Origin of the sequence: Pseudomonas sp. BNK-7 (genome assembly GCF_048072025.1) — a bacterium.
Taxonomy (GTDB): domain Bacteria; phylum Pseudomonadota; class Gammaproteobacteria; order Pseudomonadales; family Pseudomonadaceae; genus Aquipseudomonas; species Aquipseudomonas danubii.
This window is the reverse complement of sequence record NZ_CP182252.1, coordinates 5,104,392-5,118,608: the sequence shown is the minus strand read 5'-3', so window position 1 is coordinate 5,118,608 and position 14,217 is coordinate 5,104,392. Positions and strand designations below refer to the sequence as shown.

The window sequence follows — 14,217 nt, the reverse complement described above, 5'->3', positions numbered from 1 at the left end:
CGGCCTCGCGTCCTAGCCAGCAGCTTCAGCCAGTGGGCGCGGTGCTGGCCGTCGGGCCGGCGACGCTGGACGCCGGCTTGGCCCGCAGCAGGGCATTGATCGCCTGGCCGTAGTCCTTGCCCGCCAGGCGCATGCTGTTGTTGTGGGTGCCGCCAGGCACCAGCAACAGCTTTTTCGGTTGCAGCGCAACCTTGAACAGTTCCTTGCTCAAGCGTGGTGGTACGTAGTCGTCTTTCAGGCCGTGCACCACCAGCAGTGGCATGCCGATGTCGCGGATCTTGTCGACGGAGTCGAACTTCTGCGACAGCACCCAGCGCACCGGCAGCGAGGTCTTGGTCACCGCCGCGGCGGCATCGGCCAGGGTGGTGAAGGTGGATTCGACGATCAGCCCGCGGGCGGCAATCGGGGTTTTCTCGGCGGCGGCCGTGCGCCCCAGTTCGGCGGCCAGGTCGATGGCCACCGCGCCGCCCAGGGAATGGCCGTAGATCAGGCGCTTGCGGGCGTCGGGTTGCAGCAGCTTGAGCCGCTCCCAGGCGATGCGCGCGTCTTCATACACGCTGCTTTCCGAGGGCAGGTCGCCGTGGCTCTGGCCGAAGCCGCGGTAGTCGATGGCCAGCACCGAGTAGCCCAGGGCGTGCAGTTGCTCGATGCGAAACAGCTGGCCGGTAAGGTTCCAGCGCACCCCGTGCAAGTAGAGGATCGCCGGAGCGTCGGCGCGCGTGGCCGGCCACCACCAGGCGTGGAGGTTCTGCCCGGCCTTGAAGCTTTTCGGCTTGAGTTCCAGCTCCTGCACCGTGCTCGGCAGGCCGCGATACCAGCCGGCGGTGCCCGGCTCGATGCGAAACACCAACTTGCGCTCCTGGTGTTCGAGCACCGCGCAGCTCACCGGCAGGCCGACGATCAGCGCGGCCAGGCACAGCAGGGAAAGCCAGCGACGGCGCAGGCGCTGGGACAGGGTTGGGGACATGGAAGGCTTCACCACGGAACGATCAGCCAGGAGTTTTAACAGAAGTGTGCGGATGGCTGTAGTGATTTTGCTGCCGTGGTCGCCGCATCGGGCTACCCGATACCAGGTGATTGTCAGCGGCCCGACCCTGCCCGATTGGGCAGGGTGCACCGATTGGGGGACTAGGTCTTAGAAGTCCCAGCGAGTGGTCACCATCACATTGCGTGGGTCACCGTAGTAGGCCGAGTCATAGAAACCGATGTTGGTGTAGTACGACTTGTCGAACAGGTTGTTGACGTTCAGGGTCGCCGAAAGGTTGTCGGTGACTTGGTAGCGCGCCATCAGATCCACTAGCCAGAACGGGTCCTGGGAGAACTTTTCGTAACGGTCTTTGCCACGGTTGTACAGCGTTTGCCAGCCCTCACCCTGCCAGCGGGCGCCACCGCCCAGGGTCAGTTTGTCGAGGCCGCCGCCGAGCTTGTAGCTGCTATAGAAACTGAGCTGATCTTGCGGTTCCCAGGTGGCCACCTTCACCCCGTCTGCATCACGGCTGACCTTGTGGGTATAGCCGGCCTGCAATTGCCAGCCAGGACGCAGCTCACCGGAGATCTCCGCTTCGTAGCCCTTGGTCTTGGTCTTGGTGGCGATATAGGAGAAGTCGACCCCAGGATTGGAGTTGTAGATGGTGTCGGCGATTGGACGGTTTTCCTCGTGTACCTCGAAGTAGGCGAGGCTGGAGTTCAGGCGACCGTCGAAGAACTCGCCCTTGAGCCCGATCTCGTAGTTTTTCCCTTCGTTGGGTTCGAGCATCTTGCGCGTGCGGTCACGGTACTGGGTTTGCGGTTGGAAAATCTCGGTGTAGCTGGCGTAGGCGGAGACATTGTCGTGGAGGTCGTAGACCAGGCCGGCATAGGGCACTACCTTGCCGCTCTCCTTGGTGTCGCTGGTACCGGTGACCTGGAAATTGGCGACGCGGGTGCCGAGCAGCAGCGACAGGTCGTCCATCAGGCTGAAGCGGCCGGTGAGGTAGGTGCCGGTCTGGCGCGTGGTTTCATCGTTGATCTTGGTCGGCTGGTTCCACAGGGGCTCGATGGCTTCGCCGTGCCAGTTGTAGAAGTCATAGGCGTTGTCGAAATAGGTGGCGTCGGAATAGTCCTTGCCCTTCCATTCCGAGATCGACAGGGACTGGCCCACTACCAGCTGGTGTTCTCGACCGAAGAGTTCGAAAGGTCCGGATGCATAGACGTCGAGGCTGTCACTGGTGGTTTCGCCAGTGTATTTGCGAGCGTAGATCGAACTGGTGGTAGCGGTGTCCTGGGAGACGTAGCCCAGGGGCGCGTTATAGCCGTTGATCTGGTGGTTGTACTGGGCCTTGGCGACCCAGCCATTGTCGAAGTTGTGCTCCAGGGTGGCGAACACGGTACGGGTGTATTGTTCCCAACTGCTCCACTTCGGACCATTGTTGAACGAGCGAGGCAGGTTCAGATAATTGCCGTCCGGGTCATAGACGGTACGTGTGCCGGTCCAGCTCGAGCCCTTCGGGTCGCTGTCCTGATAGTCGGCACCCAGGGTCAGCAGGGTGTCCGGTGACAGGTCGAATTCAAGGATGCCGTAGTAGACATTGGTCTTGCGCTGGTAGTGATCAAGAAACGATTTCTTGTCTTGGTAGGCGGCCACCGCCCGGCCGCGGACGTTGCCGGAGTCGGTCAGCGGCCCGCTGACATCAATCTGGGTGCGATAGTTGTCCCAGGAGCCGGCGCCGAGCTCGATGCTGCTCTTGAACTCGGACGTGGGCTTCTTGCGGATCAGGTTGATGGTGCCGCCAGGACCGCCGGCGCCGGTCAGCAGGCCGGTCGCGCCCTTGAGCACTTCGACGCGGTCGTACAGCGCCATGTCGGTCATGGTCTGGCCGGCCGAGTACTGGGCGTCACGCAGGGTCGGGATGCCGTCGTACTGGAAATTGACGATGGAGAAACCGCGGGAATAGTAGTTGGTGCGTTCGCTGTCGTAGGTGGATACGGTGATACCCGGCGTGTGGCGCATCACGTCGTCTATTGCCGTGAGGCCAAAGTCATCCATCACCTGGCGGGTCACCACCGAGATCGACTGCGGGGTTTCCCGCGGGGTCAGCACCAGCCGGGTGGCGGTGGCGATGGTGCCTGGGGTATAGGAACCGGTGCCTTCGGTAACGCTGCCCAACTGGTTGGCGCTGACCGTGGTCGCCCCCAGCTCGACCCGTTCACCGCCGCTGGCCTGGACCACCCGATAGCCCGTGCCCTCGGCCACGGCTTGCAGGCCCAGGGGTTTGAGCAGGCGCTGCAGGCCTTCGTCCACGCTGAAGCGGCCATTGAGGCCGGTGCTGCGCTTGCCGGCGCTGAGGCTGGCATCGATGGCGATCATGCTTGCCGATTGCTGGCCGAAGGCGCCCAGCACCTGGTCCAGGTTGCCCGGGGCGATGGCGTAGTCGCGCTGCTGGCGGTCGGTCACGGCGGCGCCGGCTTCGGCGGCCATCAGCGGCAGGCTGGTGCTGGCGATGGACAGGCCGATGAACACCGGGCGCAAGGCCGCGGCAAGGGGCGTAAGGCGAATGTGCATAAGGGAAATCCGTGGGTTGAGAAGGGTTGGCGCTGAGCTGTTTTCCAGCTTCTTCCCTGGTCTTGATGCACGAGATTGAAAAAACTGCCGCCGCTTCGGAAAAAAAAACGGAAAAAATCAGCTGGCCTCCACGGTGGCCCAGTAACCCATCACCCGCCGGATGCGAATCGGCAGGGTCTTGGCCAACAGGTCGAGGCTGGCGTCCGGCTGGTCCAGGGAGAACGAGCCGGAGACGCGCAACCCGGCGACCTCGGCGGCGCAGCGCAAGAGGCCCGGGCGATAGCGGTCGAGCTCGGCGATCACCTCGCCCAGGGGCTGGCGCTCGGCGATCAGCAGGCCCTGGGTCCAGGCACTGGCGGTGGCGGGCACTGTGGTCAGGGCGCCGATCCGCTGCTGGTTGATTTCCACTTGCTGGCCCGCGCCCAGGCTCAGCGCGGGGTGCTGGGCGTTACTGAGCGAGCCGCTGCCGGCGAGCACCTGTGCCCGGGTGCCGTGGCTGCCCGGCCAGCCGACGCTGAGGATCAGTTGCGACTGGGGCGCCAGCAGTATCCACGCATCGGCGGTGACGATCCGCAGCGGCGCGGCGTTGCCCAGGGTCAACAGCAGGCGGCCAGTGTTGAGCCGCAGTTGCAGGCCCAGGGGGCTGTGCTGCTGATCGAGGCTGGTGCGGGTGTCCAGTTGCAGGCTGGCGCCCGTGGCCAGTTGCAGTTGGCGGCGCTCGCCGGTGCTGGTGTGGTAGTCGCTGAACAGCTGCGGCAACAGCAGCCGTTCACGCACGCTCCAGCTGCTGGCGGCCACCACGCCGAGGCCGACGATGCCCTTGAGCAGGGTGCGCCGCCCGGGGTGGCTGCGGGCCTGCAGCAGCTGCCGGGCACGGGGCGCGGGCAGGCTGCGGGTGCTGTCACGCAGGTCCTGGCCGATGCCGACCAGGCGTTGCCAGGCCAGTTCGTGTTGCCGCTCGGCCCGGCGCCAGGCCAGGCAGGCGGCCTGCTGCTCGGGGTTGCTGATGCCCGATTGCAGCAACACCAGCCACTCCAGGGCCTGGTCCAGGACCTGCTGTTCCACGGCGCCCTGATCGTCCACCGGCTGGAAGGCGTTCATCCCGGGTACACCGCCGCGTAGCAATGGCGGTAGGCCTTGAGCATGGCTTTCTGCACCACGTTGACCGAGAGCTGCAGGCGCTCGGCAATCTGCGGGTAGGTCAGGCCTTCGAGCTGGGACAGCAAGAACACTTCGCGCACCCGGGCGCCCAGGCCATCCAGTACCTGGCCCACGGCGTCCAGGGCTTCGAGCACCAGCAGGCGGGTTTCCGGCGAAGGCTGGTGCTGTGGCTCCAGCTGCGCCAGGGATTCCAGGTAGGCGCGCTCCAGGGCCTGGCGGCGGAAATACTGGCCGCACAGGCGGCTGGCCACGGTATTGAGGTAGGCCCGAGGTTCACGCAACAGCGGCAGTTGCTCGCTGCGCAGAATGCGCAGGAAGGTGTCCTGCGCCAGGTCCAGGGCCTGGTCCTGGTTGCCGAGCTTGCGCCGCAGCAACTGCACCACCCAGTTGTGATGCTGGACGTAGAGCTCGCCCACGGCGTGCTGTAGCGAAGAATTGGGCACCATCGATAGAGGTTCCGGGACCGAGGCGGGCGAAAAGGGCGTTTATGGTAATGCTTCTCATTAGTGCGTGCTCGAGTTTTTATCGCTGCCGACCAGGGCCCGAGCACATCGGGCTTGTCGGCTATATGGTTGTAAGCTACAACTAAAAAGTCCACGAACGAGGTCACGCTTATGTCGAGCCCATCCGCAGGTTTCATCCCTCAATTGCGCCAGGCTTCCCGGCAGATGGTTCGCGAGCTGGGCTTCATGCACAGCACCCTGGCCGCCACCGACTACCCGCCCTCGGCGGTGCACGCGCTGCTGGAAATCGGCCTGGGCAATGCCTTGACCGCCAGTGACCTAGTGACGCTGCTGGGCCTGGAGAAATCCAGCGTCAGCCGGCTGGTGCGCAAGCTGGTGGAGGCGGGCGAGCTCAGCGAACAGGCCGATGCCCAGGATGCCCGCTCGAAGCGGCTGCACCTCACCGCCCAGGGACGCCAGACCCTGGCCGGCATCGACCGTTTTGCCCAGGCCCAGGTGGCCGCGGCCCTGGCGCACCTGAGCGCGGACCAGCAGCTTTGTGCCTCGACAGGCATCGCCGACTACGCCCGGGCATTGCGTGCGGTGCGTCTGGGCGAGGCGCCCGAGCCGCCCGAGTGCTGGTCCATCGCCCCTGGCTACCGGCCGGGGGTGATTGGCCGCATTGCCGAAATGCATGCCTGCTACTACGCCGCCCGGGCCGGGTTCTGTCAGCCCTTCGAAAGCCTGGTGGCGGCGGACATGGCCGAGCTGATGGGGCGTTTGCACAACCCGCGCAACCAGGTCTGGGTGGCGCTGCGGGGCGAGCGGATCGTCGGGTCCATCGCCATCGATGGGGAAGGCGAGGGCGGCGAGGCGATCCTGCGTTGCTTCATCCTCGACGATGCTGCCCGCGGTCGAGGGCTGGGCCGGCGACTGCTGGGCGAGGCCCTGGCGTTCTGTGACCAGTGGGGTTTTGCCGCCACCCGCTTGTGGACCTTCAAGGGCCTGGACGCGGCGCGCACGCTGTATGAGCAACACGGCTTCGTATTGGCGCAGGAGCAGGTGGGCGAACAGTGGGGTGCGACGGTGACCGAGCAGTGTTTTGTGCGAGCCAGGGTGGGGGAGCGTTGAAACCCGCTGAGCGTTGTCGCCGCTGCCGAGCCTGCGAAGCTGCGCAAAGGCCCGCAGGGCCTTGCTTGGCAGTCCCGAGCCGAGCCCCTAGCGGCACTGAAAACCTGCGTCTCCTGCGGAGCCGTTCGCAGCCTGCGGCAGCGGCTACAGATCGCCGGTATTGGTGGTAGGGTTAGCCCCCTGGACAATTATCGATCTGTGGAGACCCATTCCATGCAAGCCATCAAGCTCAGCCTGCCGGCATCCCTGGACAACCTGAAAACCGTGGAGCTGGCCGATCCCGGGCAACCCGGCGCCGGGCAGATCCGCGTGCGCCTGCATGCCTGTTCCCTGAATTTCCACGATTACGCCGTGGTCACCGGCGCGCTGCCGACTGCCGATGGGCGGATTCCCATGGCCGACGGTGCCGGGGTGGTGGAAGCGGTGGGCGAGGGCGTCAGCGAGTTCAAGGTCGGCGATGCGGTGGTGTCCTGCTTCTTCCCCCATTGGCACGATGGCGGCCCGGCGATTGCCGATTTCAGCACCACCCCGGGCGATGGCGTCGACGGCTACGCCCGTGAAGTGGTGATCCAGCCCAGCCACTGGTTCACCCACGCGCCCCAAGGCTACAGCCACGCCGAAGCCGCGACCCTGACCACCGCCGGCCTGACCGCCTGGCGCGCGCTGGTGGTGGATGGCGCGCTCAAGGCCGGGGAAACCGTGCTGGTGCTGGGCACCGGCGGGGTGTCGATCTTCGCCCTGCAACTGGCCAAGGCCATGGGCGCCACGGTGATTGCCACCTCGTCCTCGGACGCCAAGCTGGCCAGGGTCCGCGAACTGGGGGCCGACCACACCATCAACTACCGCACCCAGCCTGAGTGGGGCAACGAAGTGCTCAAGCTCACCGGCGGGCGCGGCGTCGATCACGTGGTGGAAGTCGGCGGCCCGGGCACCTTGCCGCAGTCGATCACGGCCTGCCGCATTGGCGGGCATATCGCCCTGATCGGCGTGCTCACCGGCTGGTCCGGCCCGGTGCCGACGGCGGCGCTGATGGCCAAGCAACAACGCCTGCAGGGCCTGATCGTCGGCAGCCGCCAGCAGCAGATCGAGATGGTCCGTGGCCTGGAAGCCACCGGCATCAAGCCGGTGATCGACAGCACCTTCCCCCTGGCAGAGATCGCCAAGGCCTTCGCCCATGAAGCCTCGGGCGCGCACCTGGGGAAAATCTGCCTGACGTTCTGAGGCGTTGATCGCGGCAACGCCCGGGTGGCTCCGGGGGTTGCCGCAGCCCCGATGGCGCTTGTTACCGGGCGCAACCTGTATGCCCCACTTTGACTCACTGCCTGCGCGTTTTCGTAGCAGCCTGGCCTTGGCCGCGCTCCTGGCACCTTCCTGCTCATCGAGCACTGGTTCGGCAAATCAATGACTTGAGTCCGCTTGCGCAAAGCTGGCACGCATTCTGCTTTTTTGTATCTATGGATAATTGGATACAAAAATACAAAAGGTGCCTCTATGCAATTCGCTCCCGCCTACGTTGACCGCCAGCCGCTGACTGCCGAGGAGGAGGCCTACAACTTTCTCCTGGAGGCGATCTGCGGCGGCCGCTACCGCAAGGGTGACCGGCTGATCGCCGAGGACATCGCCAGCGAGATCGGCATGAGCCGCATGCCGGTGCGCGAAGCCTTTCGCCGCCTCGATGCCCAGGGCCTGGTGACCCTGCGGCCCAATCGCGGGGCGGTGGTCAGCGGCCTGGACATCGAAGAGCTGCACGAAGTGTTCGAGATGCGCAGCGCCCTCGAAGGCCTGGCGGTGCGGGTGGCGGTGGGGCGTATCGGCGAGCGCCAGCTGGCGGCCCTGGAACGGCTGCTGGACGAGATGGACGACTACCGCGACGAGAGCGCCGAGTGGGTCAGCCGCCATCGGGCCTTCCATGAATACCTGTGCAGCCTCAGCGGCCGGCCCCGGCTGATGAAGCAGATCTCGGCCCTCTATTCGCTGGTGGAGGCGCCCATGCGCCTGTGGCTGCAACACGGCGAAAAACCCCTCAGCGCCCGCCAGGAGCACGCGGTGATCCTCGATGCGATTCGCGCCGGCGATGCCGAGCGTGCCGAAGCGGTGGTGCGCGAGCACATCGAGGGCACGGTGCCGGCGCTGATCCAGTTTCTGCAAACGGAACAATAGAAGCGGGCCCGAGCCCGCCCCTTGTGTTGACTTTGAATCCTGCCCCCGTTGTTCAACGAAGTGGAGTGTCTGGTCATGCATAAACGCCGCGCCTTGCTGGTGGCCGTATCCCTGGGACTCTGTGCACAGTGGGCCGCCGCCGCGCCCCAGGTGCCGGAGCGCCTGCAACAGGTCGACAAGCTCACCTATTGCTCGGGGATGGATTCACCGCCCCTGGTGTCTTTCGACCAAGCCCAGAAGCCCCGCGGGCTGAGCGTCGACCTGGGCCTGGAAATCGCTCGCCGCCTGGGCAACAAGGAGGTGCAATGGAGGGTGATTCCGTTCTCCGGGTTGCTCCCGGCGCTGCTGGCCCGGCAGTGCGACATGATCGTCGACCAGCTGTTCGACAAGCCCGAACGGCGCGAAGTGATCGACATCGTCAACTACATGTATTCCAGCCAGTCGGTGGTGGTGCCCAAGGGCAACCCCAAGGCGATCAAGAGCCTGGATGATTTGTCCGGGCGCAAGGTTGCGGTGCTCAATGGCTCGACCATCAATACCCTGCTGGACGCCCACAACGCCAGCCTCGCCCAGGCTGGCAAGGCACCGATGACACTGGTGGTCTACAACAGCGACACCGATGCCTTCCAGGCCTTGCGTATCCGTCAGGTGGACGCCTACGGCACCACCGTGGAAACCGCCGGCTACTACGCCGCCATGGCCCCGGACCTGTTTCAGGAAGGGGTGCCGGCCTTCAGCCGGATCCTCACCGGCCTGGGCATCCGCAAGGACGATGCGCAGTTGAGCGCTGCGGTGCAGCAGATCATCAACGACATGCGCAGCGACGGCAGCTATGCCCGGTTGCTGAGCCAGTGGCAGGTCAGCAGCGACACCCTGAACTGAGGCAGCGCCGCGATGAATTTCAATTGGGATGTGTTCTGGCAGTACCTGCTGCAACCCAGCGGGGTGTACCTCACCGGGCTCTGGCTGACGTGCGTGATCAGTGTCCTGGGCATGGCGCTGGGCTGTGTCCTGGGGCTGGCGGCGGCGCTGCTGCGCCTGTCGCGCAACCCCTTGCTGTACCTGCCGGTACGTTTTTACGTGTGGCTGATGCGCGGCACGCCGTTGCTGGTGCAGATCGTCTTTCTCTACACCGCCCTGGCGGCTGGCGGGATCTTTCGCTTCGAGGACCTGCAACTGTTCGGCCTGGTGGTGCCGGGCAACATCCAGGCGGCGATCATCGCCCTGGGCCTCAACGAAGGCGCCTACATGGCGGAGATCATCCGCGCCGGGATCGGCGCCGTGGACAAGGGCCAGTACGAGGCCGGGCGCTGCCTGGGCATGACCTTCGCCAAGCTGATGCGGCGCATCGTCCTGCCCCAGGCGTTCCGGGTGATCGTTCCGCCCCTGGGCAACGAGTTCAACGTGATGCTCAAGAACACCACCCTGGTCAGCGTGATCGGCGTGCAGGAGCTGCTGCTGAGCACGCAGATGGTCACTTCGGCGACCTTCCGGGTGTTCGAGCTGTACCTGGTGGTGGCCCTCTACTTCCTGCTGCTGACCACCCTGTGGGGCTTCTTCCAGCGCTGGCTGGAAAAGCGTTTCGGCCAGAGTGACCGACCCGCGCCGCCGGCCGCCGGCCACCGGATGTTCGGGCGCCACACCTTCAAATTGCTGCGGGGACGTTGAACATGGCACACCAGAGTGAAGACCTGATCATCGAGGCCCGGGACCTGCACAAGTCGTTCGGCGCCCTGCAGATCCTCAAGGGCATTTCCCTGTCGGTACGCCGCGGTGAAGTGGTGGTGCTGATCGGCGCCTCGGGCTCGGGCAAGACCACCTTCATCCGCTGCATCAATCTGCTGGAGCAGATCCAGTCCGGGCTGATCCGGGTCAACGGCCGGGCCATGGGCTATCGCGAGCGCGCCGACGGCAGCCTGGTGCGCGATAGCGAGCGCAACATCGCCCGCCAGCGCCGGGACATCGGCATGGTGTTCCAGCGCTTCAACCTGTTTCCCCACATGACGGCCCTGGAAAACATCATCGAGGCGCCGATCCAGGTCCTCGGCGTGCCCCGGGCCGAAGCGGTGGAGCAGGCCCAGGCCTTGCTCGCCCGGGTCGGCCTGGCGGACAAGGCCGGGCACTACCCGTCGATGCTGTCCGGCGGCCAGCAGCAACGGGTGGCCATCGCCCGGGCCCTGGCGATGAAACCCCAGGCCATGCTCTTCGACGAGCCCACCAGCGCCCTGGACCCGGAAACCGTGGGCGAGGTGCTGCAGGTGATGAAGCAGCTGGCACAAGAGGGCATGACCATGGTGGTGGTCACCCACGAGATGGGCTTTGCCCGGGAGGTGGCCGACCGGGTGGTGGTGCTCGACCAGGGCGAACTGATCGAGCAGGGGCCGCCGGAACAGATCTTCAGCCGCCCCAGCCACCCGCGGACCCAAGCCTTTCTCAGCCGTGTGCTGTGATTTTTTGCGGCCTCAACCCTTGCACGAGCCTTTGCCATGCTGAATTTTTCTGCCCATGAGTACCCCTACGCCTCACAACGCCAGAGCGTGTATGCCCGTCGCGGCATGGTCGCCGCGTCCCAGCCCCTGGCCGCCGAGGCCGGGATCGAGATCATGCGTGGCGGTGGCAATGCCATCGACGCCGCGATTGCCAGCGCCGCAGTGCTGACGGTGGTCGAACCCACGGGCTGCGGCCTGGGGGGCGACGCCTTTGCCCTGGTCTGGACCCAGGGCCAGTTGCATGGCCTGAGTGCCAACGGCCAGGCCCCGGCCGCCCTGAGCATCGAGGCAGTGCGGGCCGCCGGGCACGCGCAGATGCCGCTGTATGGCTGGACCCCGGTCACCGTGCCGGGTTGCCCCTCGGCCTGGGCCGAGCTGTCCCGGCGCTTCGGCAAGCTGCCCTTTGCCCAGTTGCTGCAACCGGCCATCGAACTGGCCCGGGACGGTTTCCCCCTGTCGCCGGTGGTCGCCCGGCAATGGCAGATCGCCCTGGAGGAGTTCGCTCCCCACCGCGACCGGCTGCTGCAACCCTGGTTCGACACCTTCCTGATCGACGGCCGCGCCCCCCGGGCCGGGGAGGTGTTTCGCAACCCGGCCCAGGCGCGGACCCTGCAGGAACTGGCGGCCAGCCTGTGCGAGAGCTTCTATCGCGGCGAACTGGCCCAGCGCCTGGATGCCCATTCTCGGGCCACCGGCGGCTACCTGCGGGCCAGTGACCTTGAGGGCTACAGGGCGCAGTGGGTGCAACCGATCAAGGTCGATTACCGCGGCTATCAAGTCTGGGAAATCCCTCCCAGCGGCCAGGGGCTGGTGGCGCTGATGGCGCTGAAGATCCTCGAAGGCTTCGACTTCGACCAGCGTGACAGCCAGCAGACCTGGCACCGCCAGCTGGAGGCGATGAAGCTGGCCTACAGCGACGGCCTGCACCACATCACCGACCCGGCGCACATGCGCGTGGCGGTGGCCGATCTGCTCAGCGACGCCTACAGCGCCCGGCGGCGGGGGCAGATCGCGGAACAGGCGCAACCGCCCAAACCCGGCGACCCCCATGCCAGCGGTACGGTGTACCTGGCCACGGCGGATGCCGAGGGCAACATGGTGTCGTTCATCCAGAGCAACTATCACGGCTTCGGCTCCGGGGTGGTGCTGCCGGACAGCGGCATCGCCCTGCAGAACCGCGGCCAGGAATTCAGCCTCGACCCGGCGCACGCCAACGCCCTGGCGCCGGGCAAGAAGACCTTCCACACCATCATCCCGGGCTTTCTCAGCCAGGCCGGTGTGCCCCTCGGGCCGTTCGGCGTGATGGGTGGCTACATGCAGCCCCAGGGCCATGTGCAGATGGTCATGAACCTGGTGGATTTCGGCCTCAACCCGCAGGCCGCACTGGATGCGCCGCGCTGGCAATGGCTGGGGGACATGCGCGTGGGCATCGAGCAGGGCGCCTCGGGCGATCTGGCCAACGCCCTGGCCCGGCGCGGCCATCAGGTGCAGATCGCCCACGACTCGCTCAACTACGGACGCGGCCAGATCATCCTGCGCGACCCGGTCAGCGGCGTGTTCTGTGGCGGCACCGAGCCCCGGGCGGACTCCCATATTGCGCTGTGGTAGCCGGCTGTGGCGTGGGGACGCCAGGCGGCTGCGCGGCGCCGGTCTGAACCTGGCCAGTGCGCCGATGGGGCATGAGCGGGGCAGGGCACGCCAGGACCAGGGCAACGAAAGAAGGTGTGCCGGCGAGCGATATTAAATAGAATGAGTCTCATTTGATTTAACGTGCCACGCCGGGTGCCCTTGCCATGAATGACGCCGTACTGCCAACGGAGCACACCTTCGACAACCTGTACCGTGAGCACCGCAGTTGGCTTGAAAGCTGGCTGCGGCGACGCCTGGGCAACGCCTGGGATGCCGCCGACCTGAGCCAGGACACCTTCCTGCGGGTGCTCGGCAGCGCCCAACCCCTGGCCCAGTTGCAGGAGCCGCGGGCCTACCTGCTGACCGTGGGCAAGCGCTTGCTGATCAACTTCCATCAGCGGCGCAGCCTCGAACAGGCCTACCTCAACGCCCTGGCGACCCTGCCCGAGGCCTGCGTACCTTCGCCCGAACAGCGCTGGATTGTCCTGCAAGCGCTGCAGGCGCTGGACGAGCTGCTCGATGGCCTGCCCCATCCGGTGCGCCGGGCGTTTCTCTGGAGCCAGCTGGAAGGCCTGGGTTACCGCGAGATTGCCGAGCGCCTGCGGGTGAGCGAGCGCACGGTCAAGCGCTACATGGCCCAAGCCTACGAACACTGCCTGCTGGTGGAGCTGTGACCTCGTCCACCGGCAGCGATCCGCGTCAGGTCGCCCGCGCCGCGGCGCGCTGGCTGGCCTTGCTGGAGTCCGGCAGCGCCAGCGAGAGCGACCAGCAGGGCCTGCAACAATGGCGCGAGCGCTGCGCCAGCCACGAACAGGCCTGGCAGAAAGCCCAACTGTTGCGCCAACGTTTCGCCGAGCTGCCCCCGGCCCTGGCCCTGGCCAGCCTCGACCGCCCACAAGTGGGACGTCGGGCCCTGCTCAAGCGTGGCCTGGGGGTGGCGCTGCTGGTGCCGAGCGCCTGGTGGCTGAGCCGGCAATTGCCCCTGGAGGCATGGCGCGCCGACCTGCACACCGCCACCGGCGAGCGCAGGCAGCTGTCCCTGGCCGACGGCAGTTTCCTGCAGCTCAATACCGCCACGGCGCTGGACCTGGACCTGGCGGCGCGCCGCCTGACCCTGGTGCAGGGCGAGATCGCGCTCAGGGTGCCGGGCCATTCGGCCCTGACCCTGTACACCGACTTCGGCCGGGTGCGGGTCAGCCAGAGCGAAGTCTGCGTGCGCCAGGAGCGCCTCGGCTGTCGGGTCTCGGTGGTCAGCGGCGTGGTCCAGGTGCAGCCTTTGCAGGGGCCGGCCCTGACCCTGCACGGCGGGCAGCAGGTCAGTCTGCAGGCTTCCGGCGCCGGGTTGCCGCAGGTCTTCGACAGCGCGATACCCGGTTGGCGCGAAGGGGTGTTGCTGGCCCAGGACCAGCCGCTGGGGGATTTTTTGCGCGAGTTGAGTCGTTACCGCCGCGGCGTGTTGCGCTGGGACCCGGAGTTGGAGGCGCTGCGGGTCACCGGCAGTTTCCGTGTCGAGGACACCGACCGGGTGCTGGCCTTGCTGGCCGCCAGCCTGCCGCTGGAGGTGCAGGCGCGGACGCGTTTCTGGGTCACGCTGCGTTCGCGTAAAAAACTCGCTTGAGGGCTGTCCCCTTTTTTCCAGGTGCCTGTCATTGCAGGTAAGTGA

General features: G+C 66.2%; 13 protein-coding genes. 9 read left to right on the top strand and 4 right to left on the bottom strand.

The window, feature by feature from the left end:
* Window positions 1-25: 25 nt before the first annotated feature.
* The 4 genes from ACMGF8_RS23225 to ACMGF8_RS23210 all read right to left on the bottom strand — a co-directional run bounded on the left by ACMGF8_RS23225 (window position 26) and on the right by ACMGF8_RS23210 (window position 5,148).
* Window positions 26-967, bottom strand: coding sequence for an alpha/beta hydrolase (locus ACMGF8_RS23225; RefSeq protein WP_416757263.1), 942 nt, complete (start codon window positions 965-967; stop codon window positions 26-28).
* Window positions 968-1,135: 168 nt separating this feature from the next.
* Window positions 1,136-3,541 (bottom strand): TonB-dependent siderophore receptor, encoded by a 2,406-nt coding sequence (locus ACMGF8_RS23220; protein ID WP_416757261.1) that lies wholly within the window; start codon window positions 3,539-3,541, stop codon window positions 1,136-1,138.
* Window positions 3,542-3,658: 117 nt separating this feature from the next.
* Window positions 3,659-4,642, bottom strand: a complete 984-nt coding sequence (locus ACMGF8_RS23215; RefSeq protein WP_235760059.1) for a DUF4880 domain-containing protein — start codon at window positions 4,640-4,642, stop codon at window positions 3,659-3,661.
* Complete coding sequence (locus tag ACMGF8_RS23210; RefSeq protein ID WP_102863112.1) at window positions 4,639-5,148, bottom strand: sigma-70 family RNA polymerase sigma factor; 510 nt, start codon at window positions 5,146-5,148, stop codon at window positions 4,639-4,641. Before ACMGF8_RS23210 ends, ACMGF8_RS23215 begins: the two co-directional genes overlap by 4 nt.
* 168 nt (window positions 5,149-5,316) lie before the next feature.
* On the opposite strand from ACMGF8_RS23210, the gene ACMGF8_RS23205 reads away from it, so the two are divergent.
* From ACMGF8_RS23205 to ACMGF8_RS23165, 9 genes are all read left to right on the top strand, one after another.
* Entirely contained in the window at window positions 5,317-6,276 is a 960-nt protein-coding gene (locus ACMGF8_RS23205; RefSeq protein WP_416757258.1) for a GNAT family N-acetyltransferase, read from the top strand.
* Window positions 6,277-6,489: 213 nt separating this feature from the next.
* Window positions 6,490-7,497, top strand: coding sequence for a zinc-dependent alcohol dehydrogenase family protein (locus ACMGF8_RS23200; protein ID WP_416757256.1), 1,008 nt, complete (start codon window positions 6,490-6,492; stop codon window positions 7,495-7,497).
* 270 nt (window positions 7,498-7,767) lie between these two features.
* Entirely contained in the window at window positions 7,768-8,436 is a 669-nt protein-coding gene (locus ACMGF8_RS23195; RefSeq protein WP_060839795.1) for a GntR family transcriptional regulator, read from the top strand.
* A gap of 75 nt (window positions 8,437-8,511) precedes the next feature.
* Window positions 8,512-9,318 (top strand): ABC transporter substrate-binding protein, encoded by an 807-nt coding sequence (locus tag ACMGF8_RS23190; RefSeq protein ID WP_250330698.1) that lies wholly within the window; start codon window positions 8,512-8,514, stop codon window positions 9,316-9,318.
* Between the two features lie 12 nt (window positions 9,319-9,330).
* Complete coding sequence (locus tag ACMGF8_RS23185; protein ID WP_102863115.1) at window positions 9,331-10,104, top strand: amino acid ABC transporter permease; 774 nt, start codon at window positions 9,331-9,333, stop codon at window positions 10,102-10,104.
* Window positions 10,105-10,106: 2 nt separating this feature from the next.
* On the top strand, window positions 10,107-10,886 hold the full coding sequence (locus ACMGF8_RS23180) for an amino acid ABC transporter ATP-binding protein (protein WP_207166065.1): 780 nt from the start codon (window positions 10,107-10,109) through the stop codon (window positions 10,884-10,886).
* A gap of 36 nt (window positions 10,887-10,922) precedes the next feature.
* Window positions 10,923-12,533 (top strand): gamma-glutamyltransferase family protein, encoded by a 1,611-nt coding sequence (locus tag ACMGF8_RS23175; RefSeq protein ID WP_207816593.1) that lies wholly within the window; start codon window positions 10,923-10,925, stop codon window positions 12,531-12,533.
* A 185-nt stretch (window positions 12,534-12,718) separates the two neighbouring features.
* A complete protein-coding gene (locus tag ACMGF8_RS23170) occupies window positions 12,719-13,228 on the top strand; it encodes a sigma-70 family RNA polymerase sigma factor (RefSeq protein ID WP_060843894.1) in 510 nt (169 codons plus the stop codon).
* The gene (locus ACMGF8_RS23165; protein WP_060839790.1) at window positions 13,225-14,172 is read left to right on the top strand and encodes a FecR domain-containing protein; all 948 of its coding nucleotides are present in this window, start codon (window positions 13,225-13,227) and stop codon (window positions 14,170-14,172) included. Before ACMGF8_RS23170 ends, ACMGF8_RS23165 begins: the two co-directional genes overlap by 4 nt.
* Window positions 14,173-14,217: the final 45 nt, after the last annotated feature.

What these genes read in the sequence shown, in the direction of transcription:
- ACMGF8_RS23225 (WP_416757263.1), bottom strand. Translation starts at nt 967, where the DNA reads ATGTCCCCAACCCTGTCCCAGCGCCTGCGCCGTCGCTGGCTTTCCCTG.
- ACMGF8_RS23220 (WP_416757261.1), bottom strand. Translation starts at nt 3,541, where the DNA reads ATGCACATTCGCCTTACGCCCCTTGCCGCGGCCTTGCGCCCGGTGTTC.
- ACMGF8_RS23215 (WP_235760059.1), bottom strand. Translation starts at nt 4,642, where the DNA reads ATGAACGCCTTCCAGCCGGTGGACGATCAGGGCGCCGTGGAACAGCAG.
- ACMGF8_RS23210 (WP_102863112.1), bottom strand. Translation starts at nt 5,148, where the DNA reads ATGGTGCCCAATTCTTCGCTACAGCACGCCGTGGGCGAGCTCTACGTC.
- ACMGF8_RS23205 (WP_416757258.1), top strand. Translation starts at nt 5,317, where the DNA reads ATGTCGAGCCCATCCGCAGGTTTCATCCCTCAATTGCGCCAGGCTTCC.
- ACMGF8_RS23200 (WP_416757256.1), top strand. Translation starts at nt 6,490, where the DNA reads ATGCAAGCCATCAAGCTCAGCCTGCCGGCATCCCTGGACAACCTGAAA.
- ACMGF8_RS23195 (WP_060839795.1), top strand. Translation starts at nt 7,768, where the DNA reads ATGCAATTCGCTCCCGCCTACGTTGACCGCCAGCCGCTGACTGCCGAG.
- ACMGF8_RS23190 (WP_250330698.1), top strand. Translation starts at nt 8,512, where the DNA reads ATGCATAAACGCCGCGCCTTGCTGGTGGCCGTATCCCTGGGACTCTGT.
- ACMGF8_RS23185 (WP_102863115.1), top strand. Translation starts at nt 9,331, where the DNA reads ATGAATTTCAATTGGGATGTGTTCTGGCAGTACCTGCTGCAACCCAGC.
- ACMGF8_RS23180 (WP_207166065.1), top strand. Translation starts at nt 10,107, where the DNA reads ATGGCACACCAGAGTGAAGACCTGATCATCGAGGCCCGGGACCTGCAC.
- ACMGF8_RS23175 (WP_207816593.1), top strand. Translation starts at nt 10,923, where the DNA reads ATGCTGAATTTTTCTGCCCATGAGTACCCCTACGCCTCACAACGCCAG.
- ACMGF8_RS23170 (WP_060843894.1), top strand. Translation starts at nt 12,719, where the DNA reads ATGAATGACGCCGTACTGCCAACGGAGCACACCTTCGACAACCTGTAC.